The organism is Variovorax guangxiensis (assembly GCF_003952165.1).
GTDB lineage: Bacteria > Pseudomonadota > Gammaproteobacteria > Burkholderiales > Burkholderiaceae_C > Variovorax > Variovorax guangxiensis.
Map to the genome: position 1 here is coordinate 962,247 of NZ_RXFT01000001.1, position 15,211 is coordinate 977,457.

A 15,211-nucleotide genomic window follows, 5' to 3' on the forward strand; every position below is an offset into this window, starting at 1 on the left:
ACTGTTCAAGAGGTATGAATGCAATCCCTGCTTTACTCCGGCGTCCTGGATCTTCCGTGGTGGGGCGTGCTGCTGGCCGCGCTCGCGCTCACGCACGTCACCATCGCGTCCGTCACCATCTTCCTGCACCGCCACCAGGCGCACCGCGCGCTCGAGTTGCACCCCGCGGCGAGCCACTTCTTCCGCTTCTGGCTCTGGCTGACCACCGGCATGGTGACCCGCGAGTGGGCCGCGGTGCACCGCAAGCATCACGCGAAGTGCGAGACCCCCGAAGACCCGCACAGCCCGCAGGTGCACGGGCTCAACCGCGTGCTGTGGGGAGGGGTGTTCTATTACATGCGCGAGGCGCGGCACACCGAGACCCTGGAACGCTACGGCCACGGCACGCCCGACGACTGGCTGGAGCGGCATCTCTACTCGAAGCACAAGATCCTGGGCATCGTGCTCATGGGCCTCGTGGACATGGCGCTCTTCGGCGCCGTGCCGGGCGCGCTGGTGCTGCTCGTGCAGATCGCGTGGATTCCGTTCTGGGCGGCCGGCGTGGTCAACGGCATCGGCCACTACTGGGGCTACCGCAACTGGCCGGCCCGCGACGCCAGCACGAACATCTTTCCGGTCGGCATCCTGATCGGCGGGGAGGAACTGCACAACAACCACCATGCCTTTCCGGCCTCGGCGAAGCTGTCGAGCAAGTGGTTCGAGTTCGACATCGGCTGGCTTTACATCCGCACGCTGCAGGCGCTGGGCCTGGCCCGCGTGAAGCATGTGGCGCCCACACCGCGGCTGGTCGCGCCCAAGGCGAACGTCGACCTGGCCACGGTGCAGGCGATCATCCGCTGCCACTACGACGTGCTGTCGAACTACACGCGCTCGCTGAAGAAAGCCTGCGTGGCCGAACTCGGCCGACTGCGCGGCATTTCGCCGGAGGCCGCGCGCGCGCTGAAGGCCGTCAAGCCCTGGCTCGGCAAGGACCAGGGCCTGCTCGGGCCTTCGCGGCAGCGGCAGGTGATGCAGGCGTTGAAGGCCTCGCAGCCGCTGGCTACGATGTATTCGATGCGCGGCGAGCTGACCGCACTGTGGAGCCGTTCCACCGCCACGGGCGAGCAACTCGCCAGGCAGTTGCAGGACTGGTGCCAGCGCGCCGAGGCGAGCGGCATCGCGCCACTGGCGGATTTTTCGCGCCGGCTGCGTTCATACGCCTGAACGCACTCGAAAGCACCGACGCCGAGGAGTTGCGGATGAAGCCCGTTGCGGCAGTTTCGGTTTCCATCGTGGCCGCCGTCCTCGTGGCAGCCTGCGGCGGCCTTCCGCCGGGCGCGCCGGGCGGCGCCATGCTCACCGGCTCGCTCGCGGCTTCCGCGCCCGGCAGCGTGGCGGCAAGGTCGATGGACGACGGCGACCGCCGCCGTGCGGCGAGCGCGCTCGAGACCCTTTCGAACGGCGAGTCTTCGGCCTGGCGCAATCGCGATACCGGCGACAGCTTCGTCTTCACGCCCACGCGCAGTTTCGACCGCGGCGGCGTCCGCTGCCGCGAATTCCGGCTCGAAGTGACGGTGGGCGGCCGCCCCGACGGCATCGGCGGCAGCGCATGCCGCCAGAGCGACGGCTCCTGGCGCATTCCCGCCTGAGGCGCGCAGGCAGGGCTGCGCGATGGCAACGAGGTTCGATGTCTGCAACGGCGACGCCGACGGTCTTTGCGCGGCCGTGCAGTGGCGGCTGCACAGGCCCGGCGCGGTCCGGCTGGTGACGGGCCTCAAGCGCGACATCGCGCTGCTGCAGGGCGTCCCGGCAGGGACCGGCGACGAAGTCAATGTGTTCGACATCTCGATGCTGCGCAACCGTGCCGGTCTCCTGCGCCTGCTCGACGAGGGCGCGCACGTGCGCTACTTCGACCACCATGCCGCGGGCGAGGTGCCGCAGCACCCGCATCTCGAGGCGCACATCGACGAGGCGAGCGCGGTCTGCACCAGCCTGCTCGTCGATCGCCACCTGGGCGGTGCCTTCCGCGCCTGGGCGCTGGTCGGGATCCATGGCGACAACATGGCCGCCGTGGCCGACAGGCTGGCGCTCGGCGGCGGCTTCGAGCCCGGCGATTGCGCGGGGCTGCGGCGGCTGGGCATGCTGATCAACTACAACGCCTACGGCGAGCATGAGCAGGACGTGTGCATCGCCCCGCGCCTGCTGTACGCGTTGATGGTGCGCTACCGCGACCCGCGCGACATGCTGGCGCACGAGAGCATCGTCGACGAAATCGATGCGCTGCGCCACGCCGACCTCCGCCAGGCCGTGGGCACCGCGCCGATCTGGCAGGGCGCCGGCGGCAGCGTGCGCGTGCTGCCGGATGCCCCGTGGAGCCGCCGCGTGCAGGGCTGCCTGGCCAACGAGCTGGCCAGCAGCGAGCCGGAGCTCGCACATGCGGTGCTCGCGGCGCGCGGCGAAGACTATGTCGTCAGCGTCCGCGCTCCGCAGGCACGCCCGGACGGCGCCCACGCGCTGTGCAGCCGGTTCGGCGGCGCCGGCCGTGCGCGCGCTGCCGGCATCGACAGGCTGCCGCGCGACGAGCTGCAGCGCTTCGTCGAGGCGTTCGCCGCGACGGCGTGGGGCAGCCGGATCGCAACGCCATGATCGAGCTGCCGCCGCTGGACAGCATCCGGGCCGTGCGCATCGCGCGGGACGGCGGCCTTGCCTGGACGCCCGGGCTTTCGCGGCCCCGCAGCTTCAGCCTCGACGGCTGCGACGCGGTCGCGAGACAACGCATCGGGCAGGCGCTGCGCGATGCCGCATCGTGCGGCTCGGAAGGCGGCGCGGGCGCGCAGGGTGGAGACCGGCGCTCCTACCGTGTAGAAATCCTGGTGGACGACTGCGGCATCGCGGCGCGTCCGGCGATCAGCTTCGAGGTGCCGGAAGAGCAGGCGCCCGAATCCCTGGCCTGGATGTGGAAGGAAGCCGGATGAGCAGCTCCGGCGGGTGAGGGCAGGTGGGGGCAGGTGGGGGCACGTGGGGCGGCTCTTCAGTGCGCCATCCAGACCGGAACGGCGGCCCATTCCAGCACCGTGCGCGTGGCGCCCCCGAGCACGAGTTCGCGCGCAGGGCTGTGGCCATAGGCGCCCATGACGATCAGGCCGGCGCCGGTCTCTTGTGCCAGCGACAGCAACGCCTCGCCGGCGTGCCTGTCTTCGGCGGGCGCCTTGTGCTCCCGCGTCTGCCTGACGCCGTGCAGGCGAAGGTAGTCGCGCAGCCTCGACATCGTCGTGCCGTGGGCGGGATCCGCGGCGCTCATCGCGGCCACCAGGTGGACCTCCTGCGCCGAGCGCAGCAGGGGCAGGGCGGTCTCCAGCGCGCGGGCCGACTCGCGCGCGCCGCGCCACGCGACCAGCACCTTTGCGGGGTTCGGCGACACCCTGCCCGCGAACGGCACGACCAGCGCCGGCTTGCCGCTGGCGAGCACCACCGCCTCGACGAAATCGGCCGGCACGTCGAAGCCGGCCTTGTCGCGCGGATCGCGCTGCCCGAGCACCATGAGATCGCTGGTCAGCGCATGCTGCACGAAGCTCTCGACGACGGGCTCGCCGCGCAGCTCGCGCCAGTCGCTGCGGCTGGCGTGGTCCTGCAGCAGGCGCTCGAACACCGCTGCGGCGTGGGCGCGGTGGTCGGGGTCTATGTCTCCGGCCATCGGCATGGGAGGCAGGCCGCCGATCATCGGCAGCACCGCCAGCACGGACGGCGACACCGCGAAGAGCGCGGTCAAGGCCGACTCGTGCAGGGCCGCGAGGCGGTGCGCCAGACGCAGGCGCACCTCGGCGCGGTCCGTGCCGTCGAGATGGACGAGGATCGAACGAAGCGTGCTCATGGTCAGATTGCGCGCGCGGCGGATGAGTGGTCGGCGGCCGCCATGGACGGCATGACCGGCATGAGGTCGGTGCCGTCGGTGTCGAACCAGCGGCAGATCGAATCGGCGCCGAACCTCAAGGGCGCCCGCTCGTGCAGGAAGCCCCGTGCGAGCTCGCCGCCCGCATCCACGGGAATGCCCGCGGCCTGGAGCAAGGCGATGCGCCCCTGCTCCCTGGTCCCGAAGGGAATCCGGACCGTGATGTCGGCGAGCCGGTAGTGACGTGGCATGGGTTTGCTTCTCCTCTGAGTGGATGTGTCCGTGTGTGCGGGGTCCGATTCACTCTAGGAGTTCGAAGCGGCCACGGCCTTGCGATGGATCAAGGCCGCGGCGGGGCGCGCACCCATCATGGGTGCCCGACCTTCCGCCGATGGCCATGACAAGCTTCACCGTCGACAGCCCGAGACTCCCCGAACTGCCCGTCCAGCCGATCTGCCGCGACGTGCTGATGGAGAAGTACGCGCAGGACGGCGAGCACGGCATCGACGACATCCACCGCCGGGTGGCGCGGGCCCTGGCACAGGCCGAGAAAGCCGGCGAGCGCGAAGCCTGGGAGGCGCGCTTCCTGCAGGCATTGCGCGACGGCTTCGTGCCCGCGGGGCGCATCCAGTCGGCGGCGGGCACGGCGCTGACGGCCACCCTGATCAACTGCTTCGTTCAGCCCGTGGGCGACTCGATCACCGGCGACGACGAGGGCTATCCGGGCATCTATGTCGCGCTGGCGGAGGCTGCCGAGACCATGCGCATGGGCGGCGGTGTCGGCTACGACTTCTCGCGCATCCGCCCGCACGGGGCCTGGGTGGCCGGCACCCGTTCCAGCGCCTCGGGGCCGGTGCCGTTCATGCGCGTCTTCGACTGCTCCTGTCGCACGTTGGAGTCGGCCGGGGCGCGGCGGGGCGCGCAGATGGGCGTGCTGCGCTGCGACCATCCCGACATCGAGGCCTTCGTGGGAGCGAAGGACGACGGCGAACTGAGCAACTTCAACCTGTCGGTGGGGCTGACCGATGCCTTCATGCTGGCCGTGCTCGACGACAGGGAGGTCGAGCTGGTGCATCGGGCCGAACCCGGCCCCCGCATCCGCAGCGAACAACAGCACCGGCGCGACGACGGACTGTGGGTATATGCCCGCCGGCCGGCGCGGGCGCTGTGGGACCGCATCATGCGATCGGCCTATGCGCACGGAGAGCCCGGCGCGCTCTTCCTGGACCGCATCAACGCCGACAACAACCTCTCCGGCTGCGAGACGCTCGACGCCACGAACCCGTGCGGCGAGCAGCCCCTGCCGCCCTACGGCAGCTGCTGCCTGGGGTCGATCGACCTGACGCGCCTCGTGAAGGACCCCTTCGAGCCCGCCGCGCGCTTCGACGAGGAAGCCTTCTCCCGCCTCGCCGGGCTGGCGGTGCGCATGCTCGACAACGTGCTGGACATCACCGCCTGGCCGCTCGGGCGCCAGGGCCGCGAGGCGATGCTGAAGCGGCGCATCGGCCTGGGCTTCACCGGCCTGGGGGACGCGCTGGTCATGCTCAACCTGCGCTACGACGCGCCACCGGGCCGCGCCGCCGCCCTGCGCATCGCGCGGCTGCTGCGCGACGCGGCCTATGCCGCTTCGTGCGCGCTGGCCCGGGAGCGCGGAGCATTCCCTCTGTTCGATGCCGGCCAGTACCTCGGGCGGGGCAGCTTCGCGTCACGGCTGCCCGAGCCGATGAAGACGCGCATCCGCGCCTGGGGCATGCGCAACTCGCATCTGCTGTCGATCGCGCCCACGGGCACCATCAGCCTGGCCTTCTCGGACAACGTGAGCAACGGCATCGAGCCGGCCTTCGCCTGGACCTTCGCGCGGCGCAAACGGCTGCCGGACGGCGGAGCGCGTGAGTACGAAGTCGAGGACCACGCGCTGAGGCTGTACCGGCTGTACAGGGGCCCGCGGGCGGCGCTCGGTCCTGCCTTCGTCACAGCGCTGGAGATGAGCCCCGCGGCGCACGTGGAGATGGTGGCTGCGGTGGCGCCCTACGTCGACGCGGCCATCTCCAAGACGGTCAATGTGCCCGAGGACTGCCCGTACGAGGACTTCAAGGATCTCTACATGCAGGCCTGGCGGCTGGGGCTCAAGGGCCTGGCCACCTACAGGCCCAACCCGCTGCGAGGCTCGGTGCTGGAAGCCCCCGTGCGGCCGGCGTGCAGCGGGTGTACGGCGCCGGTGGCCTCGGCCTGAGCCCGGCCTGATCCACACCTGATGGAGATCAGCTCCGCAGCCAGATGGCCGCGATGCACGCGCAGCCCAGGCTGGCCACGAGCGCCGCACCCACGCGCAGCGCATAGGCCTTGCCGCCGGCGCCCAGGGCAACCGCGCAGCGCGTGAGCGTGTTGGTTCCGACGGCCACCAGCACGCCCCGGATGAAATGGTCGGTCTGCAATGTGCCGGCCGCGTGCAGCGATGCGAGCGAGGCCACGGGGGCATGCGCATCGACCAGCGCCGCGAGCGCGATGCCGACCTGCAGGCCGGCCTCGCCGAAGTGCCGCTGCGCCGAGCCCACCATCAGCGCGACGAGCGCCAGGGCGAGCGCGACGGCGAGCGCTTCGCGCGGACGCAAGGCACTGCGCTGCGTGGCGGGCGGCTCGACCGCCACCGCGTCGCGTGAAGTCAGCAGCGGCAGCAGGCCGACGGCCACGGCACCCGCCGCACCGGCAAGCGCCACGGGCAGCAGGGCGGCGCCCGCCTGCGGGGAGAGTGCGCCGGCCATCGCGAGCGCCAGGACCCAGGTGGCGACGGCCGACAGTGCCGCGGCGCCCGCCAGAAGGCCCGTGTGCAGCGGCTGCTCGCGCGCGCGATGGCCGAACGAGGCCACCGTGGCGGTGCTGGAGGCGAAGCCCGACGCGAAGCCGGCACCCAGCAGGCCACCGCGCACGCCGAGCCATCGCACCGCCGCCTGTCCGGCGGCCTGCATCGCCATGATCAGCAGCACCATCGAGGCCAGCGGCCGGGGGTTGATGCCGCCGAGCATCTCGATGGGCCGCGAGGGTATGAGCGGCAGCGCGATCAGGGCGAGCGCCGCCAGCAGGACGCCGTCGTGCAGTTCCTGCTCGCTCAGCAGCTGCGTGGCGAACAGGTGCAGCCTCCGGCGCGCCGCGAGCAGCAGCGCCAGGCCCATCCCGCAGGCTGCGCCCAGCCCCGGCTGGAGAACGCACAGCACGCCGATCAGGTAGGTCGCGAAAAGGGCGATCTCGGTGGTCATGCCGGGGTCCGGCGAACGGCTCTTCCAGTGCGACACCGCGGCCAGCGCGGCGACGAGCGCGCCACCGATGGGCACCAGCGACGCGACGGGCAGGATCTGCGCGATGGCACCCGCCAGCGCCACGATGGCGAAGGTGCGCAGTCCCGCAGCCGCGCGGCGCTCGCCGTCGCCCTTGCGGCGCTCGCGCTCGATGCCGATCACGAGGCCGATGCCCAGGGCCACGGCGAGTCCGACGATCGCGGCCGAAGGGCTGGGGAGGTTCATGCACGCAGTCTCTCCGGCCGCCGGGCCGCGTCAAGGCGCGAGCGCCGGAGTTCCTTGCGCTGGATCAAGCCGGCCGCGCCACCGGGGGCATAACGTGCGGGGGCATGAAAGCACTCGTATACCAGGGCCCCGGCCTGAAGTCGCTCGAAGACCGTCCCAAGCCGGAAATCCAGGCGCCGGGCGACGCCATCGTCCGGATCCTCAAGACCACCATCTGCGGCACCGACCTGCACATCCTCAAGGGCGACGTGCCCAGCTGCACGCCGGGTCGCATCCTCGGCCACGAGGGCGTGGGCGTGGTCGAGACCGTGGGCACCGGCGTGACCGCGTTCCACCCCGGCGACCATGTGCTGATCTCGTGCATCTCGTCGTGCGGCAAGTGCGAGAACTGCCGCCGCGGCATGTATTCGCACTGCGCCACCGGCGGCTGGATCCTGGGCAACACCATCGATGGCACGCAGGCCGAGTACGTGCGCATCCCGCACGCCGACACCAGCCTCTACCCGGTGCCGGCCGGCGTGGACGAGGAAGCGCTGGTGATGCTCAGCGACATCCTGCCCACCGGCTTCGAATGCGGCGTGCTCAACGGCAAGGTGGCGCCCGGCAGCACGGTGGCCATCGTCGGGGCGGGCCCGATCGGGCTGGCCACGCTGCTTACGGCCCAGTTCTACTCGCCCTCGCAGATCATCCTCATCGACCTGGACGAGGGCAGGCTGGAGGTCGCGCGCCGCTTCGGCGCCACGCACACGATCAACAGCACCGGCGGCAACGCGGCCGAGGCGGTGCTCGCGCTGACCGGCGGGCGCGGTGTGGACGTATCCATCGAGGCCGTGGGCATACCGGCCACCTTCGTGCTGTGCCAGGACATCGTGGCGCCCGGCGGCACCATCGCGAACATCGGCGTGCACGGGCATGCGGCCGACCTTCACCTGGAGCGCCTGTGGTCGCAGAACATCGCGATCACCACGCGGCTGGTCGACACCGTTTCGACGCCCATGCTGCTGAAGACGGTGCAGTCCCGCAAGGTGGACCCGGCCCGGCTGATCACGCACCGGTTCCGGCTGGACCAGGTCATCGATGCCTACGACACCTTCGCGCGCGCTGCCGAGACGCATGCGCTGAAGGTGCTCATCGAGGCGTAGCGCCCCGAAAGGCCTTGCCGCGCCTTTCCCGTTCTCATTCTTTTTTATTTTTCTTCGTACGGATCTCCGCCATGTCGCTTTTCCACGCCGTCGCCTGGGTCGATCACCACGCCGCGCAAGTCTTCCAGTTCGATGCTTCGCAGGTCCTTGCGCGGCAGGTCAGGGAGCACGCGCGCTACACCCGCCAGCACGGCAGCAGCGTTCGCAGCGAACACGAGTTCTTCGGCGAAGTCTGCAATGCCCTGAAGGGGATCACGCAGGTGCTCGTCACCGGCTCCCGCATGGCGCAGGCCGACTTTCGTCACTACGTCGAGAAGCACCGGCCCGAAGTGGCGGGGCAGATCGTCGGCTGGGAGACGGCGGAGCGCATGAGCACCAACGAGCTCGTCGCCCTGGCCCGCCGGTATTTCTCGATGCACGAGGGCATGGCGGCGCCCATGAAGGCCGGTTGAGCGGGAGCGGTTCCGTGAAGATGCTGCGCCGTCTCGCCGCCCTGGGGCTGGTGTCCGCGCTCGCGGGCATCGCGGCCGCGCAGGTGGCCGGAGCCACGCGCACGGGTGCGACGCTGACCGAAACCGGGCAGCTGATCCCGGGATGGAGCGCGAAGCAGAGCATCCTCGGGCGCGCCGTGTACGACGTGTCGGGCGAACGGATCGGCAAGGCGCTGGACCTGATCGTCGGCACCGACAGGCGCGTGACCTTCCTGATCGTCGAGATGGGAACCTTCCCCTCGGGCTCGCGGCATCTGGTCGCCGTGCCGGCATCGCAGCTCGCGGTGCGCGGCGGCCGCCTGCTGCTGCCCGACGCCGATCGCCAGGCGCTGGCGTTGCAGCCCGCGTTCGTGCATGCCCCCGTCACCCGCACGCAGAGCGCGATCGTCGAGCAGGCACAGCAGGACGCCGACAGGGCACGCCGGACCATCGCGCGGCTGGAGCGCCAGCTGGCGCACGGCGAGGGCGGCGAAGCCCGCGCGGGCCTGGAGCGGCAGATCCTCGCGCTGCGGCAGGCCGTGCAGGCGGTGGAGGAGAAGGTGGCCGAGATGGACGCCGCCGACTCCGATCGATGGCAGGCCGCGGAAGCCCAGGTCGGCCAGGCCGCGGCGCGCCTGCGAAGCGCGATGCGCGGCGTGCCGGCCTGAAGGGAGCCGGGAGCCGCACGCGGCTTGATGTGCGTCAACCTGCGCCCGCGGCATGTACCTAGGATGGACCGAAGACTCTTGGAGACATTTCTCATGCCCGCGGAACCTTTCCCCCTCATCCAGACGCAGCCGGTGCCGCCTGACGGCAGCTACCTCCAGGCCATCATGAACTGGCAGATCGCGATTGCGGGGAGCGCGCTGCAGGCGCAGTTGAGGCAACTGGAGCTGATGGCCGACTTGCAGCGCTCCTTCGGTGCCGTGCAGCGCGAACTCACCGACCAGTGGATCTGCAGGTTCGGCGGCGGCGTGCCGCTGGACGGCTAGGCCAAAGCGGAACCGGGCGCTCCCATGACGCTGTCGCAGCCCCTGCGCAACATGCTCGACGACCTGGGGCGGCGGTCCGCGGCCTGCTTCGCCGTCGCGATGCCCGATGGCAGCCGCCACCGCGCCGGCGAGGGCGAGCCGGCCTTCACCGTCGTCTTCCACACCGAGGCCGCCCTGTTCGCCACCGCGACGCGCGGCCACATCGGACTGATGGAGGCCTATTTCGACCAGGAAGTGGATGTGGAGGGCGATTTCGGCGCGGCGCTGGCGGCTGGCATGGCGGCTGGCTTCGACCACCGGGCCGGCGCGCTCAACGGCATCGAGAACAGCCTGCACGAGCTGCGGCACTCCAACCGCGACCCCGCCCACGCGAAGGCCAACGCCCGTGCGCACTACGGGCTGGGCACGGGCTTCTACCGCCTGTGGCTCGACGATCCGCTCATGATGTACACCTGCGGCTACTGGCCCGAAGGTACGCGCAGCCTCGAGGAGGCGCAGCGCCACAAGATCGACCACGTCTGCCGCAAGATCCTGCTGGGCCCCGAAGACCGCTTCATCGACATCGGCTGCGGCTTCGGCGGCTTCATGTTCCGCGCCCAGGAGAAGATCGGCGCCACGGGCGTCGGGCTCAACACCACCACGGAGCAGGTCGAGTGGCTGCGCGACGAGATCGAGCGGCGCGGGCTCGAAGCCTCGCTGCAGGTGCGCGAGGCCGACTTTCGCGACGTCGACGAGCAGTACGACAAGGTCGTCTCCATCGGCACCCTGGAGCATGCGGGGCGCGACCAGCTGCCCGAGGTGGTAAGGGCCCATGCGGAGTTCCTGAAGCCCGGCGGGCTCGGCATCCTGCACTTCATCGGCCACGTGGGCCGCTTCGAGACGGAGCTCTTTATCCGCAAGCACGTGTTCCCGGGCGGCTGGATTCCCAGCCTCGCCGACGTGATCGTGGAGATGGAGCGCAACGGCCTGGAGGTGCTGGACATCGAGAACCTCCGCCGGCACTACGCGCCGACCCTCGATGCCTGGGCCCGGCGCTTCGATGAGCACTGGCCAGCGATACAGCGCCTCGATCCTCGGCGATTCGACGAGCGCTTCCGGCGCGTCTGGCGCACTTACCTGGTCGGCTGCGCCGAGATGTTCCGGTCAGCCGCGGGCTACACGCACCTGTTCCAGGTCGTCTTCAGCAAGGGCAACGTGACGCCGCGCAGCTACCCGATGGACCGTGCGCATCTGTACGAGCCCGGGCAATGAACCCCGGCACCGAGGCGCTGGCCCACGAGGCGCGCAAAGGCCGCCTGCTGGACGCCATGCGCGAAGGCGGCGCGGGCCCGGGGGCGCCGATCGCGCTGGCGAAGCGCACCTCGAATCTGTTCCGCGACCGCGAGGCCGGCCCCCGGCGAAGAATCGATCTCGGCGAGTTCGATCATGTCATCGAGGTCGACGCGTCGCGCGGCACGGTCGAGGTCGAGGGCATGGCGACCTACGAGACGCTGGTGGACGCCACGCTGCGGCACGGCGTGATGCCGGCGGTGGTGCCGCAGCTCAAGACCATCACCGCGGGCGGAGCGATGGCGGGCGTGGGCATCGAGGCCACGTCGATGCGCCAGGGGCTGGTTCACCACACGATGCTGGAGCTCGACGTGCTGCTGCCGGACGGCCGCATCGTCCACTGCACGCCCGGCAACGAGCACCGCGACCTGTTCTTCGGCTTTCCGAACTCGTACGGCTCGCTGGGCTACGCGCTGCGGCTGGTGCTGCGCACCCAGCCGGTGCAGCCCTTCGTGCGGGTGGAACACGTCGCGTACCAGCATCCGGCTGAATTCTTCGCGGCGCTGGCCGAGGCGGCCGAGGGCGATGCCGACTTCGTCGACGCCGTGGTGTTCGGCCCCCGGTCGATGGTGCTGAACGTCGCGCGCTTCGAGCGCGACGCGCCGTGGACGAGCAACTACGAATTCGAGCGCATCTACTACCGTTCGCTGCTGGAGATGCCGGTCGACCATCTCGCCGTGCGCGACTACCTGTGGCGCTGGGACACCGACTGGTTCTGGTGCTCGCGCAATTTCGCGGCGCAGCACCCGCTGGTGCGCCGCATGCTCGGCCGCAGCCATCTCAACTCCCGCACCTACACGCGGCTGATGCGCATGAATGCCCGCTGGGGCGTGACGAGGCGCATGGCCGCGCTGCGGGGGATGCACGTGGAATCCGTCATCCAGGACGTCGACATCCCGATCGGCTCCGCGCGCACTTTCCTGGAGTTCCTCGGGCGGGAGATCGGCATCCTTCCCGTCTGGATCTGCCCGGTGCACGTGCCGGACCCCGGCGCGGGCTTCGTGCTGTACCCGCTCGACGCGGGCACGCTGTACGTCAACTTCGGCTTCTGGGACGTGGTCGAGAGCCGGGAGACGCACGAAGCGGGGCACTTCAACCGGCTGGTCGAGCAGGAGGTAGTGCGCCTGGGTGGCATCAAGTCGCTCTACTCCGACAGCTTCTTCACGCGTGAGGAGTTCGACCGCGCCTACGGCATGGAAGCCTACGACGCGCTGAAGCGCCGCTACGACCCCGAGGGGCTGGCGCCTCGCCTGTACGAGAAGTGTGTGCTGAAGCGCTGAAACGGCGCTGGCTTGATCGCCATCAACACCCGGTCGCGCAGGACGCACGAACATTCACCCGAGGCCCGTGCCTCTGCGGTATTTCCTCCAGTTCCCGCGCCGGGATTCGGCGCGCCACCTTGCGGGGCAGACATGAATTTCAGAACCATCCTCGTCCACCTGGACCGATCCGGCCGCAGCCCGGTGCGCGCGGCTTTGGCGGCCCGGTGGGCGCGTGCGCACGAGAGTCATCTGACAGGGCTGATTCCCACCGGCCTGTACGACGGCATCATCCCTGCGGACGCCATCGCCACCGGCATGACCGACTACATCGCCGAATCGGCCGACTACCTGCGCCGCCGCGCCGAGGCCATCGCGCGCGAGTTCAGGCAGGACATCGCCGCCTCGGGGCCGCTGTCGTACGAGGTGCAGCTGGTCGATGGCGTCACGGAGGACGCAGTGGTCCGGTACGGCCATGCGAGCGACCTCGTCGTGGTGGGGCAGAGCGACGAGTCGGCCAGGCGGGACACCACGGTGCACGGGCTTGCCGAGCATGTGCTGATGGAAGTCGGCCGGCCGGTGCTCGTGGTTCCTTCGGCCGGCGAGTTCTCCGGCGTGCCGAAGAACATCGTGGTGGCCTGGGACGGCTCGCGCGAGGCGGCCGTGGCCCTCCACGCGTCGCTGCCCGCCCTGCGCGGGGTGCGCGTCACGCTGCTGTCGCTGCGCCACCCGCGCGACGGGGACGACGCGCAGCGCCTGTTGACGCACGACATGATCCAGTTCCTGCTGCGCCACGGCGTGCAGGCGCGCGCCGAGTCGGAGGTGACCGAGATCGGCATTGCGGACGCGCTGCTTTCGCGGGTGTCCGACCTCGGCGCCGACCTTCTCGTGATGGGCGCCTACAGCCATTCGCGCTTGCGCGAGCGGATACTGGGCGGCGTGACGCGGCAGATACTGGCGCAGATGACCGTGCCCGTGCTGATGGCGCACTGAGCGCTGCGGGTGCCTGCGTCGCTTGCGGCGCCTGCATTCCCGTCATTCATCTCGGGCTTCGACCCGAACCCGCACCATGGACACCACACTGATCGACGCCTTGCGCGCGCAGCTGCAGCAAGAGACCGGGCAACCCGTGGCGCTGGTCGAAACGCACATCTCCTGGGTGCTGCTGACTCCGACGCAGGCCTTGAAGCTCAAGAAGCCGGTGCGGCTGCCGTTCCTCGACTTCGGCAGCGTCGAGTCGCGCAGGCACTTCTGCGAGGAAGAGCTGCGCCTGAACCGGCGCTTCGCACCGACGCTCTACATCGACGTGGCGCCGGTCTGCGGCACGCGGGAGTCGCCCCGCATCGGCGGTGGAGGCACGCCGATCGACCACGTGGTGCGCATGCGGCGCTTTGCCGAATCCGCGCTGCTGCGCAATCTGCTGGTGTCGAACGCGCTGGAGCCCCGGCTGCTCGACGGCTTCGCGAAGCGGCTGGCCGGCCTGCATGGAGAGGCGCAGCGCGCGGCGCCGGTTTCCTGCTTCGGCGCGCCCGACGCAGTCGTCCGCGCGGCGAACGATGTTCTGGCCTCCCTGCGTGCCCAGCTGCAGGAGGGCGAGGCCGACCGTGCAGCCTCGCTCGCCGGGATCGGCGCGTGGATCGAGGAGCAGGGGCAGGCACTGCGCATGGCCTGGATCGCCCGCCAGCAGGCCGGTGCCGTGCGCGAATGCCATGGCGACCTGCACCTGGCCAACGTCGTGCTGGTCGACGGCGCGCTCACGCCCTTCGACTGCATCGAGTTCGATCCGGCCCTGCGCTGGATCGACGTCATGAGCGACGTCGCCTTCCTCACCATGGACCTGAAGGCGCACGGCCATGGCGAGTTCGCGTTCCGCTTCCTCGATGGCTGGCTGCAGCACAGCGGCGACTACGCGGGGCTGCAGGTGCTGCGCTTCTACGAGGTCTACAGGGCCCTGGTGCGCGCCATGGCCTCGGGCATGGCACCGGGCGATCGTGACGGGAAGAAGAAGGGGCCGGACTACCTGGCAAGCGCGCGGCGGCTGCTGGCGCAGCCGGAAGAGGGCGCGCAGGGAGCGCGGCTGATGATCGCGCACGGCCTCTCGGGCTCCGGAAAGTCCAGTGTCGCCCTGCAGCTGCTGTGCGCCGCCGGCGCCGTGCGCGTGCGCTCCGACGTGGAGCGCAAGCGCCTGTTCGGCCTTGCTCCGCTGGAGCGCTCCGCCGCCGCCGGCCTGGACATCTACGGCGCGGAGGCGACCCGCCGGACCTTCGAGAAGCTGCGCGCCTGCGCCCGCGATGCCCTGCTGGCGGGCTACCCGGTGATCGTGGATGCGGCCTTCCTGCGGCGCGCCGAGCGGCAAGGCTTCGAGGCACTGGCCACGGAGCTGCGCGTGCCTTTCTCGATACTGGACTGCAGCGCCACGCCGGCCACGCTGCGCCGCCGTGTGGCCGAGCGCGACGCGACGGGCACGGATGCATCGGAAGCCGGGCTGGCCGTGCTGGAGCGCCAGCTGGCCACGCACGAACCGCTGGATGCGGACGAGCGCAGGGCCGCCATCGAGGTATCGACCGAAGCCACCGTCGACATCGAGCAGCTGCGGGCGCGGTGGCGCTCGGCGGGCTTCGAGCGCTGCTGAA

At 70.6% G+C, this 15,211-nt stretch carries 15 protein-coding genes and 1 pseudogene; 13 read left to right on the top strand and 3 right to left on the bottom strand.

What is annotated here, in order from left to right; translation table 11 throughout:
• The first annotated feature begins 18 nt into the window (after positions 1–18).
• Genes EJP67_RS04615 through EJP67_RS04630 form a run of 4 tightly spaced genes read left to right on the top strand, consistent with a single transcriptional unit; the run spans position 19 to position 2,954 of the window.
• Entirely contained in the window at positions 19–1,203 is a 1,185-nt protein-coding gene (locus EJP67_RS04615; protein ID WP_126019897.1) for a DesA family fatty acid desaturase, read from the top strand.
• Positions 1,204–1,238: 35 nt separating this feature from the next.
• Positions 1,239–1,628 carry an RT0821/Lpp0805 family surface protein gene (locus tag EJP67_RS04620; RefSeq protein ID WP_126019899.1) on the top strand — a complete coding sequence of 130 codons (390 nt, stop codon included), beginning with the start codon at positions 1,239–1,241 and terminating at the stop codon, positions 1,626–1,628.
• A 22-nt stretch (positions 1,629–1,650) separates the two neighbouring features.
• Positions 1,651–2,625, top strand: coding sequence for a hypothetical protein (locus EJP67_RS04625; RefSeq protein ID WP_126019901.1), 975 nt, complete (start codon positions 1,651–1,653; stop codon positions 2,623–2,625).
• Entirely contained in the window at positions 2,622–2,954 is a 333-nt protein-coding gene (locus EJP67_RS04630) for a protealysin inhibitor emfourin (protein ID WP_126019903.1), read from the top strand. Before EJP67_RS04625 ends, EJP67_RS04630 begins: the two co-directional genes overlap by 4 nt.
• 56 nt (positions 2,955–3,010) lie before the next feature.
• Here EJP67_RS04630 and EJP67_RS04635 read toward each other — a convergent pair whose 3' ends face one another.
• The gene (locus EJP67_RS04635; protein ID WP_126019905.1) at positions 3,011–3,850 is read right to left on the bottom strand and encodes a universal stress protein; all 840 of its coding nucleotides are present in this window, start codon (positions 3,848–3,850) and stop codon (positions 3,011–3,013) included.
• Positions 3,851–3,852: 2 nt separating this feature from the next.
• A complete protein-coding gene (locus tag EJP67_RS04640) occupies positions 3,853–4,119 on the bottom strand; it encodes a hypothetical protein (protein WP_126019907.1) in 267 nt (88 codons plus the stop codon).
• Between the two features lie 146 nt (positions 4,120–4,265).
• Here EJP67_RS04640 and EJP67_RS04645 point away from each other — a divergent pair.
• A pseudogene (locus tag EJP67_RS04645) lies at positions 4,266–6,065 on the top strand (adenosylcobalamin-dependent ribonucleoside-diphosphate reductase); the annotation flags it as partial.
• A 64-nt stretch (positions 6,066–6,129) separates the two neighbouring features.
• Here the strand turns inward: EJP67_RS04645 and EJP67_RS04650 are convergent.
• Positions 6,130–7,386, bottom strand: coding sequence for an MgtC/SapB family protein (locus EJP67_RS04650; protein WP_126019911.1), 1,257 nt, complete (start codon positions 7,384–7,386; stop codon positions 6,130–6,132).
• Between the two features lie 104 nt (positions 7,387–7,490).
• Here EJP67_RS04650 and EJP67_RS04655 point away from each other — a divergent pair, with 104 nt between their 5' ends.
• From EJP67_RS04655 to EJP67_RS04690, 8 genes are all read left to right on the top strand, one after another.
• Entirely contained in the window at positions 7,491–8,528 is a 1,038-nt protein-coding gene (locus tag EJP67_RS04655; RefSeq protein WP_126019913.1) for a zinc-dependent alcohol dehydrogenase family protein, read from the top strand.
• A gap of 71 nt (positions 8,529–8,599) precedes the next feature.
• On the top strand, positions 8,600–8,980 hold the full coding sequence (locus tag EJP67_RS04660) for a hypothetical protein (protein ID WP_126019915.1): 381 nt from the start codon (positions 8,600–8,602) through the stop codon (positions 8,978–8,980).
• Positions 8,981–9,000: 20 nt separating this feature from the next.
• Complete coding sequence (locus EJP67_RS04665) at positions 9,001–9,666, top strand: PRC-barrel domain-containing protein (RefSeq protein WP_240650532.1); 666 nt, start codon at positions 9,001–9,003, stop codon at positions 9,664–9,666.
• A 93-nt stretch (positions 9,667–9,759) separates the two neighbouring features.
• Entirely contained in the window at positions 9,760–9,990 is a 231-nt protein-coding gene (locus EJP67_RS04670; RefSeq protein ID WP_126019919.1) for a hypothetical protein, read from the top strand.
• Between the two features lie 24 nt (positions 9,991–10,014).
• Positions 10,015–11,241, top strand: coding sequence for an SAM-dependent methyltransferase (locus tag EJP67_RS04675; protein ID WP_126019922.1), 1,227 nt, complete (start codon positions 10,015–10,017; stop codon positions 11,239–11,241).
• Positions 11,238–12,599 carry an FAD-binding oxidoreductase gene (locus EJP67_RS04680; RefSeq protein WP_126019924.1) on the top strand — a complete coding sequence of 454 codons (1,362 nt, stop codon included), beginning with the start codon at positions 11,238–11,240 and terminating at the stop codon, positions 12,597–12,599. The genes EJP67_RS04675 and EJP67_RS04680 overlap by 4 nt, the downstream gene beginning before the upstream one ends.
• A gap of 132 nt (positions 12,600–12,731) precedes the next feature.
• Positions 12,732–13,571: a universal stress protein gene (locus tag EJP67_RS04685; RefSeq protein ID WP_126019927.1), complete on the top strand. Its 840-nt coding sequence runs from the start codon at positions 12,732–12,734 to the stop codon at positions 13,569–13,571.
• Between the two features lie 76 nt (positions 13,572–13,647).
• The gene (locus EJP67_RS04690) at positions 13,648–15,210 is read left to right on the top strand and encodes a bifunctional aminoglycoside phosphotransferase/ATP-binding protein (RefSeq protein WP_126019929.1); all 1,563 of its coding nucleotides are present in this window, start codon (positions 13,648–13,650) and stop codon (positions 15,208–15,210) included.
• The last annotated feature ends 1 nt before the right edge of the window (position 15,211 follow it).

Excerpts from the sequence above, each read along its gene's own strand:
- EJP67_RS04630 (WP_126019903.1), top strand. The coding sequence starts at position 2,622 with ATGATCGAGCTGCCGCCGCTGGACAGCATCCGGGCCGTGCGCATCGCG.
- EJP67_RS04620 (WP_126019899.1), top strand. The coding sequence starts at position 1,239 with ATGAAGCCCGTTGCGGCAGTTTCGGTTTCCATCGTGGCCGCCGTCCTC.
- EJP67_RS04680 (WP_126019924.1), top strand. The coding sequence starts at position 11,238 with ATGAACCCCGGCACCGAGGCGCTGGCCCACGAGGCGCGCAAAGGCCGC.
- EJP67_RS04675 (WP_126019922.1), top strand. The coding sequence starts at position 10,015 with ATGACGCTGTCGCAGCCCCTGCGCAACATGCTCGACGACCTGGGGCGG.
- EJP67_RS04625 (WP_126019901.1), top strand. The coding sequence starts at position 1,651 with ATGGCAACGAGGTTCGATGTCTGCAACGGCGACGCCGACGGTCTTTGC.
- EJP67_RS04685 (WP_126019927.1), top strand. The coding sequence starts at position 12,732 with ATGAATTTCAGAACCATCCTCGTCCACCTGGACCGATCCGGCCGCAGC.
- EJP67_RS04615 (WP_126019897.1), top strand. The coding sequence starts at position 19 with ATGCAATCCCTGCTTTACTCCGGCGTCCTGGATCTTCCGTGGTGGGGC.
- EJP67_RS04660 (WP_126019915.1), top strand. The coding sequence starts at position 8,600 with ATGTCGCTTTTCCACGCCGTCGCCTGGGTCGATCACCACGCCGCGCAA.
- EJP67_RS04635 (WP_126019905.1), bottom strand. The coding sequence starts at position 3,850 with ATGAGCACGCTTCGTTCGATCCTCGTCCATCTCGACGGCACGGACCGC.
- EJP67_RS04665 (WP_240650532.1), top strand. The coding sequence starts at position 9,001 with ATGCTGCGCCGTCTCGCCGCCCTGGGGCTGGTGTCCGCGCTCGCGGGC.
- EJP67_RS04690 (WP_126019929.1), top strand. The coding sequence starts at position 13,648 with ATGGACACCACACTGATCGACGCCTTGCGCGCGCAGCTGCAGCAAGAG.
- EJP67_RS04640 (WP_126019907.1), bottom strand. The coding sequence starts at position 4,119 with ATGCCACGTCACTACCGGCTCGCCGACATCACGGTCCGGATTCCCTTC.
- EJP67_RS04650 (WP_126019911.1), bottom strand. The coding sequence starts at position 7,386 with ATGAACCTCCCCAGCCCTTCGGCCGCGATCGTCGGACTCGCCGTGGCC.
- EJP67_RS04670 (WP_126019919.1), top strand. The coding sequence starts at position 9,760 with ATGCCCGCGGAACCTTTCCCCCTCATCCAGACGCAGCCGGTGCCGCCT.
- EJP67_RS04655 (WP_126019913.1), top strand. The coding sequence starts at position 7,491 with ATGAAAGCACTCGTATACCAGGGCCCCGGCCTGAAGTCGCTCGAAGAC.